The sequence below is a fragment of the Paraburkholderia sp. SOS3 genome (genome assembly GCF_001922345.1).
Taxonomy (GTDB): domain Bacteria; phylum Pseudomonadota; class Gammaproteobacteria; order Burkholderiales; family Burkholderiaceae; genus Paraburkholderia.
Genome location: NZ_CP018812.1, coordinates 1,494,873 through 1,510,159, shown reverse-complemented (window position 1 = coordinate 1,510,159; position 15,287 = coordinate 1,494,873). Strand labels below are relative to the sequence as shown.

15 protein-coding genes are annotated in these 15,287 nt (G+C 65.6%); 8 read left to right on the top strand and 7 right to left on the bottom strand.

The window, feature by feature from the left end; all coding sequences use genetic code 11:
* The first annotated feature begins 27 nt into the window (after positions 1-27).
* From BTO02_RS26755 to BTO02_RS26740, 4 genes are all read left to right on the top strand, one after another.
* Entirely contained in the window at positions 28-813 is a 786-nt protein-coding gene (locus BTO02_RS26755; RefSeq protein WP_075160144.1) for an SRPBCC family protein, read from the top strand.
* 5 nt (positions 814-818) lie between these two features.
* Entirely contained in the window at positions 819-2,093 is a 1,275-nt protein-coding gene (locus BTO02_RS26750) for an oxamate carbamoyltransferase subunit AllG family protein (RefSeq protein WP_075161419.1), read from the top strand.
* A gap of 89 nt (positions 2,094-2,182) precedes the next feature.
* A complete protein-coding gene (gene hpxZ / locus BTO02_RS26745; protein WP_075160143.1) occupies positions 2,183-2,560 on the top strand; it encodes an oxalurate catabolism protein HpxZ in 378 nt (125 codons plus the stop codon).
* Positions 2,557-3,822, top strand: a complete 1,266-nt coding sequence (locus BTO02_RS26740) for an amidase (protein WP_075160142.1) — start codon at positions 2,557-2,559, stop codon at positions 3,820-3,822. Before hpxZ ends, BTO02_RS26740 begins: the two co-directional genes overlap by 4 nt.
* A 6-nt stretch (positions 3,823-3,828) precedes the next feature.
* On the opposite strand, the gene BTO02_RS26735 is transcribed toward BTO02_RS26740, so the two are convergent.
* The gene (locus BTO02_RS26735; RefSeq protein ID WP_075160141.1) at positions 3,829-4,386 is read right to left on the bottom strand and encodes a MarR family winged helix-turn-helix transcriptional regulator; all 558 of its coding nucleotides are present in this window, start codon (positions 4,384-4,386) and stop codon (positions 3,829-3,831) included.
* 443 nt (positions 4,387-4,829) lie between these two features.
* Here BTO02_RS26735 and BTO02_RS26730 point away from each other — a divergent pair, with 443 nt between their 5' ends.
* The 4 genes from BTO02_RS26730 (at position 4,830) to BTO02_RS26715 (ending at position 7,899) form a co-directional block, all read left to right on the top strand.
* Positions 4,830-5,726, top strand: a complete 897-nt coding sequence (locus BTO02_RS26730) for a transporter substrate-binding domain-containing protein (protein ID WP_083615527.1) — start codon at positions 4,830-4,832, stop codon at positions 5,724-5,726.
* A gap of 21 nt (positions 5,727-5,747) precedes the next feature.
* Positions 5,748-6,392 carry an amino acid ABC transporter permease gene (locus BTO02_RS26725; RefSeq protein WP_075160140.1) on the top strand — a complete coding sequence of 215 codons (645 nt, stop codon included), beginning with the start codon at positions 5,748-5,750 and terminating at the stop codon, positions 6,390-6,392.
* Complete coding sequence (locus BTO02_RS26720) at positions 6,389-7,048, top strand: amino acid ABC transporter permease (protein WP_075160139.1); 660 nt, start codon at positions 6,389-6,391, stop codon at positions 7,046-7,048. Before BTO02_RS26725 ends, BTO02_RS26720 begins: the two co-directional genes overlap by 4 nt.
* A gap of 104 nt (positions 7,049-7,152) precedes the next feature.
* On the top strand, positions 7,153-7,899 hold the full coding sequence (locus BTO02_RS26715; protein ID WP_083615526.1) for an amino acid ABC transporter ATP-binding protein: 747 nt from the start codon (positions 7,153-7,155) through the stop codon (positions 7,897-7,899).
* A 2-nt stretch (positions 7,900-7,901) separates the two neighbouring features.
* Here BTO02_RS26715 and BTO02_RS26710 read toward each other — a convergent pair whose 3' ends face one another.
* From BTO02_RS26710 to BTO02_RS26685, 6 genes are all read right to left on the bottom strand, one after another.
* Positions 7,902-8,867, bottom strand: a complete 966-nt coding sequence (locus BTO02_RS26710; protein WP_075161417.1) for a glycosyltransferase family 2 protein — start codon at positions 8,865-8,867, stop codon at positions 7,902-7,904.
* Between the two features lie 311 nt (positions 8,868-9,178).
* Complete coding sequence (locus BTO02_RS26705) at positions 9,179-10,222, bottom strand: sulfate ABC transporter substrate-binding protein (protein ID WP_075160137.1); 1,044 nt, start codon at positions 10,220-10,222, stop codon at positions 9,179-9,181.
* Between the two features lie 135 nt (positions 10,223-10,357).
* On the bottom strand, positions 10,358-10,894 hold the full coding sequence (locus tag BTO02_RS26700) for a cupin domain-containing protein (protein WP_083615394.1): 537 nt from the start codon (positions 10,892-10,894) through the stop codon (positions 10,358-10,360).
* Positions 10,895-11,101: 207 nt separating this feature from the next.
* Positions 11,102-11,956, bottom strand: coding sequence for a D-alanyl-D-alanine carboxypeptidase family protein (locus tag BTO02_RS26695; RefSeq protein ID WP_075161415.1), 855 nt, complete (start codon positions 11,954-11,956; stop codon positions 11,102-11,104).
* Positions 11,957-12,021: 65 nt separating this feature from the next.
* Positions 12,022-13,059, bottom strand: a complete 1,038-nt coding sequence (locus BTO02_RS26690) for a M23 family metallopeptidase (RefSeq protein ID WP_075160136.1) — start codon at positions 13,057-13,059, stop codon at positions 12,022-12,024.
* Positions 13,060-13,456: 397 nt separating this feature from the next.
* Positions 13,457-15,196 (bottom strand): peptidoglycan D,D-transpeptidase FtsI family protein, encoded by a 1,740-nt coding sequence (locus tag BTO02_RS26685; RefSeq protein ID WP_083615393.1) that lies wholly within the window; start codon positions 15,194-15,196, stop codon positions 13,457-13,459.
* Positions 15,197-15,287: the final 91 nt, after the last annotated feature.

The window sequence follows — 15,287 nt, the reverse complement described above, 5'->3', positions numbered from 1 at the left end:
TCTAATCTTTGCCGCTCGCGAGACTCAATGGAAATCGAACAAAGCTTTACCGTCGCCTATCCGCTCGACGACGTGTGGACCTCGTTTCATGACACGCCCGGCATCGTCGCGTGTCTGCCCGGTGCGACGCTGAGCGCGCCGCCCGACAATGGCGCGCTCAAGCTCGCGATGACCGTCAAGCTCGGCCCGATCGTCGCGAGCTTCGCGGGCGACGGCGAGATGACACTCGACGAAAACGAACGGCGCGGCAGCGTCAGCGGCGGCGGCGTCGATCGCAAGAGCGCGTCGCGCGTGAAAGGCGTGGCCGCGTTTGCACTGCATGCAATTTCGCCCGAGCAAACGCGCGTGGACGTCAAGGTCGATTACACGATTGCCGGCACGCTTGCGCAGTTTTCGCGCGGCGGCATCGTGAAGGAACTCGCGACGCGCCTGACGGACGCATTTGCACAGAATCTGAAAGCGAAGCTCGACGCGCAGCAACATCACGCCGGCGCGCAAAGCGAGACGCAAAACACCGCGCCGGATGCGATTGCGCCGGTGGCCGACACGTTGGAAACAGCCGACGCCGAACCGACGCCCGACGCAGTTCGGACACGCGCCGAAAGTCACATCGCGCAAATCGCGGATGCGCCGCACGCGAGCACCACGGCGGCGAACCCATCGGCCTCTTCGAATCGCGCAGCGGCTCCTTCCGCAGTGACGCCTTCCGCAACGCCGCCGGCCAATGCGCCGCTCGATCTGGGCAATCTGTTCTGGAAAATGCTGTGGTCGCGCATACGCGGCTGGCTGCGCCCCGGCGTGGGTTCGCGATGAATGCGATGAACCACGATGCGCCCCGCAGTGCCGGGACAGACGCGCGCGCGGAGTCCCACGCCGACGCAACGCAGCGTGCCCTTGCTCGCCTGTACGCGGTGCGGCCGCATTGGCACACCGTCGCGCGCGCCCGCGACGCGGTCGGCCTGCCCGACTTCACGCTGCTGCACGCGGGGCCGCCTTATGCGGACCCGTGCAATCCTGCGCCACCGGTACTGTCGTCAGCGGTGCTGTGCTGCCTCTACGAAAAATGGGCGACGACCGAAGCGCAAGCCGAACAGATGATCGCAAGCGGCCAGGTCAAGCTGGTCAGCGCGCAATCATTCGGCGTCGTGACGCCGCTTGCCGCCGTGGTGTCGCCGTCGTCGACGCTCGTCGAAGTGGCGGACGCGAGCGCATCGAACGCCGCCCATCTATCGGCCGCACCGCGCCGCGCCTGGTCGCTGCTGGGCAGCGGTGCGGGCGCGCAGATCCGTTTCGGCAGCCGCAATCCGCAAGTGCTTGCGCGGCTGGCATGGCGCGACACGGTGCTTGCGAGCCATCTTGCCGCGGCGCTCGCGCGCATCGGCCCGATCGACCTGTTTCCGCTCGCGGCGGCCGGACTTGCCGACGGAGACGATTTGCATGCACGCACGACATCGGCAACCGCCGCGCTGCGCGCGCAACTATTGCCGTTCGTCGACGAGCCGTCTGTCGCTGCAATGCTCGCCGATACGCCGCTGTTCTTTCTGACGCTGTGGATGGCCGCGTGTCATCTGATGATGTCGGCCGCAGCGAACCACGCCGATGACGATGACAACGACAGCGCCGCATCGACCCTCGTCGTCGCGCTGGCCGGCAACGGCCGCGAAGTCGGCGTGCGGCTCGCGGGCACGCCATCGGTATGGACCACGCATGCGGCTGCGGCGCCTGCCGGGCCGCGCCTCGACAGCGTCGCCGCGCACCTGCCCGTCGCGCCGCTGACCGGCGACAGCGGCGTGATCGACGCAGCCGGCTTCGGCGCGCACGCGTTCGCGCTGGCGCCCGAACCCGCGAGCGCATTCGCCGCGTGGCTGCCCGCCGGCTGGCGCGATGCGCAACCCGCTCTGCTCGCCGGTCAGCATCCCGCATTCGATGGCAGATTGCATTGCGCACTCGATGCCGCCGCCGTCGTGCGGCGCGGCATCGAACCGCTCGCCGCCATCGCGATGATCGGCGCCGACGGACACACGGGTCTCATCGGCCGCGGCGTCTATGCAGCGCCCGTCGCACTGTTCGAGGCTGCGCTGCAGGCACGCTGACGCCGCGTCGCGAACCGCATGCACGCTCGCTCTTTTTCTGCAACACTGGACGCCCGCATTACTCGCCTCGCACTTTCGCGTTTTTCCCTATGCTGATCAACGATCCTGCCACCTACGCCGCCGTCAGCGCCGCATTCGACGCGTATGAAACCGCGCTCACCACCAACGATGTCGAGATGCTCGACACGTTGTTCTGGAACAGCCCGCATACGCTGCGCTATGGGGCGACCGAAAATTTGCACGGATATGACGAGATTCGCGCCTTTCGCGCGCGACGGCCCGGCGCTAACCTCATGCGAACCGTCGTCGATCGTTCGATCACGACATTCGGACACGATTACGCGGTCGCGAACATCGCGTTCACACGCGAAGGCGAAGCGCGTATCGGACGCCAGTCGCAAACCTGGGTGAAGATCGATCAGGAATGGCGCGTCGTCGCCGCGCATGTAAGCTGGATGGACAGATGAACGAGAACACACTGCTCGAACCGGGCCTCAATGGCGCCTTCGTCCGCGATGGCTTCAACGCGTTGCCCACGCCGATTGCCGTAGAGCTGGCCGCGCATCTCGCGGCACGGCGCGCATCGGCGGCAGCCGCTCTGGCGGGCAAGCGTCTCGCGGTCAAAGACGTGTTCGACATCGAAGGGCTGCGGGCGGGCTGCGGCAACCCGACGTGGGCCGCCGCGCAGCCCGTCGCCACTTCCACCGCGCTTGCCGTGCGCATGCTGCTCGAAGAAGGCACGCAATGGGTCGGCAAGACCGTCACCGACGAACTCACGTACAGCCTTGCCGGCATCAATGTCCATTACGGCACGCCGCGCAATCCTGCGAGTCCGGCACGCATACCGGGCGGATCGTCATCGGGCTCGGCCGTCGCGGTCGCGGCCGGCTACGCGGACATCGGCCTCGGCACCGACTGCGGCGGATCGATCCGTCTGCCCGCAAGCTATTGCGGCATCTGGGGCATCCGGCCGACGCACGGCCGCATCGCCGGCAACGGATGCTTCACGCTCGCGCACAGCTTCGATACGGTCGGCTGGTTCACGCGCGATGGCCGATTGCTCGCCGATGTCTTCAACGTGCTCGCGCGGACCCGCGCGCGAACCTTGCCCGAACGCGTCATGCTGTGCCTGCCCGACGACATCGTCACACTGCTGCACGTGCGCGTCCGGACCGCCTTCGCCACGGCATTCGACGTCTTGTCGGAACGCTTCGAAATGAGCCTGCTGTCGTCCGCGAGCCTCAAACCCGAAACCTGGGCGCAAGGCTTCCGTGTGCTGCAGGCGGCCGAGATCGCACAACAGCATGGCGCATGGGCGATGCGGCATCCCGACAGCTTCGGCGCCGATATCCGCCAGCGCATGCAGGCTGCGGTCACGATCAACCCCGCGCAGGTGCACGACGCGCAGCGCGTGCGCGTCGATGCGATCCGCTCGCTCGCGCGCGTCTTCGAGGAACCCGATACCTATATCGTGATGCCGACATTGCCGTGGATCGCGCCGCTGATCGGCACGTCAGGCGCGGAAGTCGACGAAGTGCGCGTGCGCTCGCAGCAGATGCTATGCATCGCCGGGCTCGGCGGTTTGCCGCAGGTCAATCTGCCGTGGACGTCGTTCGACGGCGCGCCGCTTGGGCTCTCGGTGATCGGCGCGCGCGGCGACGACGAAGGCGTGCTCGCGGTCGCGCAAGCGGTGCACGACGCGCTGGCGAGCGCGCAGCCGGAGGCCTAGCTTCGCCTACTCGCGTGTACGCTCGCGCCTGATCGGCGTGCGGCTCAGTTCGTTGTTCGTTTCGACGAGCCGCACGAGATATTCCATAAACTGCTTGCGATCGCTGGCCGGCAGCGCAGCCAGCGTGCGTTCATGCGCACGCTCGACGCCGGTTTCGAGCCGCGCCAGCAATGCGCGCCCCACGTCGGTCAGCTCCGCGACCTTCTTGCGCTTGTCCGTGCGCGAACCGCGCCGCTGGATAAAGCGCCGCTCGGCAAGCCGCGCAATCACATCGGCCGTATTCGCGCGATCGAGTCCGACCGCGTTCGACAAGGCAATCTGCTCCGACGGCCCCATCTGATCGAGCGCCGTCAGAATGCTGTATTGCACCGGCGTGATCCCTTCCGGGGCGCACTCCTCGATAAACAGCGCGACGTGAATCTGATGCAGACGGCGGATCAGAAAGCCGGGCCGCGCATCGAGCGCGGTGTGCCGCCACTCGGACGGATCGGCGTCGTCCGCGCGCGCGGGCGCGGCAGGCGCTGCTTGAGCGGCAGTCCGTTTGGTGCGGGCGCGAACGGTCATGGCGCGCCGCCATCCATGCCGTCATGGGTCGCCTCAGTCATCATCCGATCTCCTCTGATTCGCTATTTAGTCAGTACACATCGTATCAGGAAGAAAGGGTTCGGGTGGCGGTACATCGCGTTGCGTTTGCGAGGTTCGTCATGGTTCCATTTTGCGTTCGGGCCTATGCCCCCAATCATCGAGCGCGCTTCGCTTCTCCGGTCCAAACCAGTGCAAAACACGCTGCCCGACGTGCATTACCGCGATGCTTTGGTGCGTCGCTCCCTCTGCGCAGTGGCCGCCGCAGTGCGCATCGCACATACACGCCGCGCAGGCGCGGCAAACCTCATCACTGGCATGTCATTTGCATCGACGCGTTCGAACTCGTAAGTGTGCAAACAAATATCGCTGTTTCGCAGCGACGACTCATCGACCGCCGCATCCAAACCGCAAAGGGGAATGACATGCCGTCCCGCTTCAAGTCCAGCATCACCGCCGTTACCGCCCTCGCCACGCGACCGCACGCATCTGCCCGGCGCGCCGTCGTCCTGACGCTGTTCGCGGCGCTCGCCGCCTCGAGTCTCGGCTTCGGCTTCGCGACACATGCCCACGCGGCGGGCGCCGACGACATCAAGGCACGCGGCTATCTGACCGTCGCCACCGAAGACGACTTCAAGCCGTTCGAATTCGTCGACGACGGCAAACCGACCGGCTACGACAACGAGATGCTCGCGCTCGTGAAAAAGAAGCTGCCGGTCGAAGTGCGGCAGCAGATCATGCCGTGGCCCGGCATCCTGCCCGGCGTGACGACGGGCAAGTACGACATGGCGGTCACCGCGGTGCTCGTCACCCCCGAGCGCAAGAACACGTTCGACTTCACGACGCCGCTCGTCGAATCGACGACGTACTTCGCGACGAAGAAGGGTTCCAGCATCAAGTCGGGCGACGACCTCGTCGGCAAGGTGGTCGGCGTGCAGACCGGCAGTGCGATGCTCGCCGATCTGAAGGCCTACGACGAAGGCCTCAAAAAGAAGCATGGCGGCCAGGGCATCAAACAGATCGTCGAATACCAGTCGTATCCGGAGGCGTATCAGGATCTCGGCGTCGGCCGGCTCGATGCGGTCGCGAATACGCAGATCAACCTGAACTCGCTGATCAAGACGCGTCCCGACAATTTTGCGCTCGGCCAGGCGATCGGCCAGCCCGTCTATATCGCGTGGGCCGTGAAGAAAGGCAATACCGCCGCGCTTCAGATGATCAATGCCGTTCTGTTCGACCTGCGCAAGAGCGGCGAGATGTACGCGATGCAGAAGAAGTGGTTCGGCGCGAGCTTCGAATCGATGCCGCAGTCGATCAACTGATTGCGTAGACGAGCCCGCCTGATGACCGCATTCGACTATTGGAGCATCACGCGCGGCGCGCTCTCGACGATCTCGCTGTCGCTCGCGAGCATCGTGCTCGGCGTGCCGCTCGGCCTCGCGCTCGCGTTGATCCGCTGGGCACGCGTGCCGGTGCTCGACCGCGCGGTGTATTCGTACGTGAGTATCGTCCGCTCGTGCCCGACCGTCACGCTGACGCTGCTGATTTTCTTCGCGCTGCCGCAGTTCGGCTTGTCGCTCGATCCGGTGCCCGCGGCCATCGTCGCGCTGACCATCAGCACGTCCGCGTTCAATTGCGAAGTGTGGCGCAGCGCGCTGATCGAGTTTCCGCGCGATCAGTACGACGCGGCACTGTCGTTCGCGATGCCGCGGCTCACCCGCATGCGCCGCATCGTGCTGCCGCAGGTCTGGCGCGCGAGCCTGCCGGGCCTCGTCAACGAAATGACGCTGCAGATCAAATCGACGCCGGCCGTCGCCGTAATCGGCATCGTCGAAATCACGCGCGCGGCGCTGCGCGTCGGCTCGAATACGTACGAGCCGCTGCCGCCGTTCGTGTTCGCGCTCGTGCTGTACAGCGTGATCGTCTACGCGCTGCTGCGCGTGCAGCGAACCATCGAGTCGCGCGTGCGGCAAGGGGAAGCCGCATGATCCACGACTTCGCGACGATCTGGGCGCAGCGCGCCGACGTGCTGTCCGGCCTCCTCAATACCGTGATTCTGCTCGTCTCGTCGGCGTTCGCGTCGCTCGTGCTCGGTGCGCTGCTCACACCGCTGCTGATGTCCAGGCGCAAGGCGATTGCGCGCGCGGCAACGGCCTACGTCGATGCGATGCGCTGCGCGCCGTTCCTGCTGTTCGTGTATCTGATTTATTTCGGGCTGCCGACGCTCGGCATCAGCCTGTCGAACTGGTGGGCCGGCGCGATCGCGCTGATTCTCTACAACACCGCGTATATGGCCGAACTGCTGCGCGGCGCGTGGCGTGAATTGCCCGTTACGCTGATCGAATCGGGCACGGCTTACGGCTTTTCAGGTTTCACGCTGCTGCGCCGGATCATCCTGCCGCCGATCTTCCTGCGCGCGATGCCGATGATCGGCAATCAGATCATCCAGATCGTGAAAGACAGCGCGTTTCTGACTGTGATCGCCGTCAACGAGCTCACGCACGAAATGACCGGTATCCAGTCGACCTACTTCATTCCGTTCGCGGCCTTCGTCACGGCCGTGCTGCTTTACTGGTGCGTTTGCCTCGCGATCGAGGCCGGCACCGGTGCATTGAACAAACTTGCCGAGGAACGCCGCGCGTGAATTCCCCTACCGCTTCGTGGGCTGCCGCCCCGCTCACGCAACCCGCCGCCCAAACCCTGCACGACGCCGCGCTCGCCGCGCAAGACGGCGCACGCCCGGTCGTGATGCTAAGCGGCATCTCGAAGTCGTTCGGCAGCAATCACGTCTTGCGCGACGTGTCGCTGCATGTCGCGCAAGGCGAAACGATCTGCCTGCTCGGGCCGTCCGGCTGCGGCAAATCCACGCTGCTTCGCTGCATCAACTGGCTCGAGACGCCCGATGCGGGCAGCGTGCATATTTCCGGCAAGCGCATGGGCGTGCGCGACAACACGCGCATCAAGATGAGCGATGCGGACCTCGCCCAGATGCGCGCGAAAATCGGCATGGTATTTCAGCACTTTGCGCTATGGCCGCATCTGACCGTGCTCGAGAACGTGATGGAAGCGCCGCTGCACGTGTTGAAGCGCGACCGTGCAAGCGTGCGCGCCGAGGCCGAAGCGCTGCTCGCGCGCGTGGGCCTCGCCGACAAGCGCGATCAGTTTCCGTCACGGCTGTCGGGCGGCCAGAAGCAGCGCGTCGGCATCGCACGCGCGCTGGCGATGAAACCCGACGTGCTGCTCTTCGACGAGCCGACTAGCGCGCTCGACCCGGAGCTCGTCGGCGAGGTGCTCGCGGTCATGAAATCGCTTGCCGCCGAAGGCGCGACGATGATCATCGTCACGCACGAGATGGAGTTCGCGCGCCAGGTCGCGACACGCGTCGTGTTTATGGACGGCGGCCAGGTTGTCGAGAGCGCGCCGCCCGAGGCGTTTTTCGGTGCGCCGAAGTCGCCGCGCGCGCAGCAGTTCCTTGCGCGCTTCAACAAGGGCTGACTTCAATCGGCGCGCTGCGGCACGCCGTGGCCCGGCTTCAGCGACGCGACGGCAATCCTCGCGAGGTGGAAATACAGCCGCCGGTCGAAGCCGTAGCGGTAGGCATACAGATGCGTGAGCGCGACGCGCAACGCGCGCATGGGTGCGCCGTTCTTCGAGTAGATCGACACGACGATCGGCACCATGCGCCGCAACGCGACACGGCGCGCGGGCTCGAGCGGCGGCGGCAACGCCAGGTGCACGAGAAAATCGTAGGCATGCATGGTCGCCGCGCCCATCGAAGCACGCGTCGTGGTCGTGATCGACACATTCGTCTTCCGGCAGTACGACACATACTCCTTGAGGTAGTACACGCCGCGCGCCGCGAGGCATAGCTGCGTGCCGAACACATATTCGCAGCCCAGACCGTAGCGCTCCTTGTAGCTGATGCGCTTGACGAGATCGGCGTTCGCCATCCAGCCGTTGTTCGGCAGCATCTGGATCACGCCGGTGCGCCCCGGCAGTGGTTGCAGGCCTTGCGCGCCGGCCGTGCGGAAATACGCGACATTGAGCCGTGCGCTGCCTTCGATGTCGATCTTGCCGGCCTCGTCCACCTCGTACTGATCGCCGAACGCGACCTCGATCGCGGGGCTCAGCGCCCATGCGCGCAGCAGACGGTCGATGCAGTCGTGCGCGAGATAGTCGTCGTCGTGAATCAGCACGATCTTGTCGCCGGTTGCGCGTGCGAACAGGCTTGCGATATTGCGCGGCTGTTTCAGCGATGGCTCGTGTTTCCTGTAACGGATGCGCGGCTCGCCAGCGTAGCGCGTTTCGATCAGCTGTCTGGTGCGGTCGTCTTTCGAATCGTCGCCGATCAGCACTTCGATATTCGGGTGCGTCTGCGCAAGACACGAATCGAGACACTGGACGATCAGATCGGGACGCTGAAACGTCGGCAAGCAAATCGAGACTTTGGTTTCCGTTGTCATGACGAAGTGACTCTCCTGATGGAACGCACTCGTGCCCGACACTTCACGGTCGAACAATCTGATGCGAGGATCCGGCGGGGCGGACGAAAGTCATGCACCATGAATCGCTTATGTCCGGAAGGGCGTCAGTCGTTCAAGGTCTGAAAGTAGTAGGTGATTGAAGGCGCGCCGGATTAGTTCCGCACGCGCGTCAGGTCGAGGCGAAATCGATGTGGAGTCGCTGCGCAAGCGGTGGGCCCGCGCAACGAAGGGGCAGAAGAAGACTGAAGGAGACGGAAGGAGACGGAGGCGGGCGATGAGTCGATCGGCAGCTACTTCCGGTCGACGATGATCCGATCGAACGTGCCGCCATCGGCAAAATGCACCTTCTGCGCGTTCTGCCAGTTGCCGAATACCTGCTCGACCGTGAAAGTTTTGATCGGCTTGAACTCGTTTGCATGCTTCGCGAGCACCGACGCGTCGGTCGGCCGCAAGTGATGCTTCGCCATGATTTCCTGCGCGGCAGGCGAATACAGGAAGTCGACGAACGCCTGCGCTTCCTTGCGCGTGCCGCGCTTGTCGACCACCTTGTCGACCACGGCAACGGGCGGCGCCGCCAGAATGCTCATCGACGGATAGACGACATCGAAACCGCCGCCGCCCACGCCGCTATCGATCAGCGCCACCTCGTTTTCGAAGGTCACGAGCACATCGCCGATGCCGCGCTGCGTGAAGGTTGTCGTCGCGCCGCGTCCGCCGGTATCGAGCACGGGCACATTGCGGAAGATCGCTTTCTCGAAGTCGAGCGCCTGCGCATCGGTTGCGCCGTGCAGCTTCTTGTATCCCCACGCGGCCAGGTACGTGTAGCGTCCGTTGCCGGCCGTCTTCGGATTCGGAATCACAACCTGCATGCCCGGCTTTGCCAGATCGTCCCAATCCTGAATGTGTTTTGGATTGCCCTTGCGCACGAGGAACACCATCGTCGTCGTATACGGTGCGCTGTCGTGCGGCAGGCGCGTACGCCAGTTCTCGGGCAGCAAATGCCCCTGCTGCGCGAGCAGATCGATATCGTTCTGCTGGTTCATCGTCACGACGTCGGCCGGCAGGCCCTGCAGCACCGACAACGCCTGCGCGCTCGAGGCACCGTGCGACTGGCGCACGTCGACGGTCTCGCCCGTCTTCTGTTTGTATTCGGCGGTGAAGGCCGGGTCGATGTCCTTGTACAGTTCGCGCGCCACGTCGTACGACACATTGAGCAGCGTCGTATCCGCATGCGCTGCGCGCGGTGCCGCTTGCCACAGCGCCAGTGCCGCAGCCGCCGCGAGCGCGAAGCGCGCAGCGGCGAGCGGTCGTGCTTGAGCCGTCTTGCCAGTCATTTCTTCTCCGGTGAGGGTCGCTTATAGACGAGTAACAGACAAAGTCTCGCCGGCGGGCCGCGCAATAGCCACCGATCTGCGATCGAGTGCAATCGATACGGAACCGTCGGACCCGCTATTATTCGCGAAACCGCTTCACGGATGCTGGGAAAGCGGCATCCCGTCGGCGCCTGCATAGAACACGATCAGCGTAACGGGGCTATCACCGGTTACACCGCGATGGACGCTGCCCACCGTTTCGGGCAAGACCTGCCCGGCTTTGACCGTCTGTTTCTCGCCGTCCTCTTTTTCAACGGTGATCTCGCCGGACACCACATAGCCCGCGTTCGGCATCGGATGCGTGTGCCACGGCAGCACCGAATGCGCGGGAATCTCGATCTTCAGCACCGACAATTGCGGCTGCCCGGACGGATATGCCTTGTAGCGCGTGCCGTCCCACGATTTTTCGGTCTTGAGCAGGGTTTCGACCTTGATGCCCGAAGCGGGCTGTTGTGCGAAAGCCGTGCCCGCGAATGCGATGCCGATGCCGATGCCAAGCGCGGCGAGCGTGCCGCGCGCGAACACGCGGCGACGCCTCGCCGGATGGCGCGCCGGTGAATGATCGATATCGAAATTGTCGAAACGGTTTAAATCGGAAGACAGGCGGGCACGGGCCGCGGTACAGGCTTGCATGATCTCGTTTGCTCCTCGAAGGCTGATAAGGCGGTCCGGTCAGCATCGACATGACATCGGCATCGGTCCCGGACGAATTCGAGCGAACCGACGTTACCGAAACCGCGCAATCAATAGAACGCGCGGCACGGATCGTTCATTCCCTTCATTGGAGCCGCCCGTTGGGGAGAAACGGGAAACGAGGTGTTGCTATGTTGCCGCCACGGCCTAGCGGCGTTTGCGCGTCATTCTGTGCGTTGCGTGCGTCCACGGTCTGCCGAGCAGCCAGCGCCGCAGATCGATTGCATCCTGGAAGTGCGCGGTCGGGGTCGGGTCGCCGAGCAGCACGATCAGCATCGCGCGTCCGCGCACCCGCGTGACGATGACGAGGCAATGGCCGGCCTCGTTCGTAAAGCCGGTCTTCTGCAGGCCGACATGCCACGATGCGCGGCGCACGAGCGGGTCGGTGTTGTGATACATGAGCGGGCCTGCGCCGCCGAGCACAAGCTGCCCCTTCGATGTCGAGTACTTGCGGATCTTCGCGTAGCGATACGCGGCGCGCGCAAGCCGCGTGAGATCGCGCGCCGTCGAGACATTGCGCGGCGAGAGCCCGGTCGGATCCACGAAATGGCTGCGCGACATATGCAGCCGCCGCGCCGTGCGGTTCATCGCCCGCACGAAGCCGCCGCGCCCGCCCGCATAGTCGCGGCTCAACGCAAACGCCGCACGGTTCTCCGACGACATCAGCGCGATATGCAGCATGGTCTTGCGCAACAGCAGCGAGCCCACGGGCAGACGCGAGCGCGACCATTTCAGACGGTCGACGTCGTCGTGCGTGATGCGCGCCGGACGCAGCAGCGAGCGCTTCGAATCGAGCACGACCATCGCGGTCAGCAGCTTGGTCAGCGACGCGATCGGCAACCGTTCGTCGGCATGTTTCGCGTAGAGCGTCCTGCCGCTCGCGAGATCGACGACCATCGCCGCGCGGGCCAGCACGGCCGGCCGCGGCGCCGCGCGCTTCGCGAGTGCGAGCGCGGGAACGAGGCACGCGAGGATCACGACGGCCGTGAGAAGCTGCCGCATGTGCGGCGCGCGCAGCACAGGCAGCCACGGCGGGACAGCCGGAACAGAACGTAGCGCGCCGCCCCTCATAGCAGCGCGGACAGGCGCTGCGCCTGCGCGGCGAAACGCTTGCGCTCGTCGCCATGCAGCCCCGAGCCGTTGCCGGGCAAGGCGACCGTGAGCGGGTCGCGCGGCACGTCGTCGACCCGCACCTCGAAATGCAGATGCGGCCCCGTGGCCCATCCGCTCGAGCCGACATAGCCGATCACCTGTCCGCGATGCACGCGGCTGCCGCGATGCAAGCCCTTCGCGAAACGCGACAGGTGCGCAAACGCGGTTTGATACGGCGGCACGTTATCGAGCACGACGATGCGGCCGTAGCCGCGCTCATGGCCGATAAACGAGACGGTGCCGCGCGCCGTCGCGTGCACGGGCGTACCCGTCGGGGCCGCGAGATCGACGCCGTCGTGGCTCTGCCAGCGGTGCGTCACCGGGTCGAGGCGCCGCAGCGCGAAGCCCGACGACACGCGCGTGTACGCCACCGGAAAGCGCGCAAACGACGGCGTCGCGCTCGTGCCGCTCTTCGTGTAGTAAAACGGCTTGCCCTGCAGGTTGCGGTGCAGGAACAGATCGTGCGAAGCATCGCCGCGCTGCACACGCACCGCGAGCGGCTCGCCCTTCGCGGCTTCTTTGGACCCGCCCGCCGCAGACGGCGCAAGCACCACGCTAACCGTATCGCCGTGCCGCAGATCGCGGCGAAAATCGATCACGCCAGAATACGAACGCTCGAGCAGCGATGCCGTGCGCGCGTCGACGCCGAGCAGTTGCATCGCGTCGTCGAAGCTCGTTTGCAAGGGTACGGTGCGAACCGTCATCGGCGGCGGCGCGGCGGTGGCGCCTATTGCACCACTTGCACCACTTGCGCCATTTGCACTGTTCGCGGCCGGCGCCGCGCTCGATGCAGTGTCGGCCGCAGCCGCAACGGCCGCCTCGCTCGACGCAGCGGCCGTTCGCGCCGCGCGCGACGCATCGGCGTCGCGGCTCATCGGCTGGGCCGGCAACGCGTCCGCCTCGTCGCTCCCGGCGAGCGGCCGCGTATGAGACACGGAAAACGGTTCGGTCATCAGCCACGCTGCACAGGCCGAAGTGATCGCACAAACAAATAAAACCTTGCTGGCGCGCGTCGAAAGCGCTGCCACTACGGGAAAAGGCATGGAAAAGAAGGCGGAAAAACAGGAAGCGGAATTGACGAACCTGCTTGTGCGGCAGGTGCGTATCGGCGTGTAGCGGCGATCGCGCTGCCCTATTCGCGCTGCACGCACGCGTGAATAACGTGCGCGGCGAATCGACTGAATGGTTTCGACGGCATGGAGAGGCTGGCTGGGCCATGAGGTCGGGGAAGCCAAACCGTAAGGTGCGAATCTTAAGTGAAACTTAAACGAGGCTTAAAATCCAGCGCAATACTACTGTCCCCAATTGCATGCGCGCGTGTCGGGCAACGCGATCGATGCCGCGCAGCGCTTATGTCGCCGGAGCGCTCGCCGCCGAGACGAAGTGATCGCCGGGATCGTCGGGCATCACGTTCAGAATGCGCATCGTCCGCGCCGCGATAGCCGAGAACACGGGGCCGGAGACCGCGCCGCCGAAGTGCGAGCCGCGCCGCGGCCGGTCGATCGAGACCGCGATAACGACGCGCGGCGCGTCGGCAGGCACCATGCCGACGAACGACGCACGGTACGCGCTATGGTCGTAGCCGTGCCGTGTCCAGCGATACGCGGTGCCCGTTTTCCCCGCCGCCGTGTAGCCTGGCACGGACGCCTCGGGCGCCGTGCCGTCCGCGGAGACCACGGTCGCAAGCATCGCCCTCACGTCGCGCGCGACGCTTGCGCGGTAGATGCGCCGCCCGTGCACGGGCGCGGGGCCCGCCGGACGTATCGATGCGGGCACGAACACGCCGTCGTTGGCGAAGGCGGTGTAGGCCTGCGCGAGCTGCAGCAACGAGGCCGACAACCCATACCCGTACGACATCGTGGCCTGTTCGATGCGCCGCCAGTGTGCGTAAGGCCGCAGGGTGCCCGCCGCCGCGCCGGGCAACCCCGCAACCGGCGCGCGTCCGAGCCCGACCGCGCGAAAATTGGTCCACATGTCGCGCGGCGACAGCAGCAGCGCGATCTTCGTCGTGCCCACGTTGCTCGATTTCTGGATGACCTGCGAGACAGTGAGCGTGCCGAAGTTTTTATCGTCGTGAATCACGGCGCCGTCGAGGCGCAAGCGCCCGCCGTCCGTCGGCACGATCGACCGCGGCCCGACCACACCGTGCTGCAGCGCGAGCGCGATCGTAAATGGCTTCAGGACCGAACCGGGCTCGAACACATCGGTCACCGCGCGGTCGCGCAGCCCGTCGCCGCGGCGTGCCGAACGGCGGTTCGGATCGTAGGTCGGCCAGTTGGCGAGCGCGAGAATTTCACCGGTGTGCGCATCGAGCACGACCGCCGAGCCCGCGCGCGCGCCGCTGCCCTGCACCGCCTCCTTGACTGCTTTGAAGGCTTCGTACTGGATCGCCTGATCGATCGACAGCCGCACATCGCGGCCCGCCTTCGCCTTGACGAGCGAGACCGTCTCGATGACGCGCCCTCGCGCGTCGCGCACCACGCGCCGATTGCCGTCGACGCCCGTCAAAAGCCGGTTATCGACACGCTCCATGCCTTCCTGCCCGATACCGTCGACGCCGGCGAAGCCCGTCACATGGGCCGCAATGCCGCCTTCCGGATAGAAGCGGCGATAGTCGCGCGCCATATAGAGCCCCGGCACATCGAGACGCATCGCGCGTTGCGCGACCGCGTCGGGCACCTGGCGTTTGAGATACGCAAACGGGCGACGCGCGTCGAACAGCGCACGCACGTGTGCGGCGTCGAGCCCCAGCATCGACGCGACCGCCGGGATCTTGCCGGCCGGCACCTCGGCGACGTCGCTCGAATCGATCCAGAGCGTGCGCGTCGGCAGACTCAATGCGAGCGGGTGGCCGTCGCGGTCGAGCAACCGCCCGCGCACCGCATGAATCTGCAAATCGCGCATCTGCCGCAAGTTGCCCTGCCACTGGTAGAAACCATAGTCGACACACTGGACCCAGAACGCTCGCAGCAGGAGCGCGACAAACGCCGCAGCGAATGCGGCCGCTACGATGGCAGAGCGCCCCTTCGGGTAGGCATGCCCTACTCGAGCGGTGCGCGCAACAGGGCGTCGCTTCCAGGAATCCGGCATGGCTGCAAGGCTGAACGATGGTGGAAGACGGGATAGGGTATCAAACGCGCATCGAGCGCCCAAGCTAAACGCGGCAGGCCGCGTGCCGCGC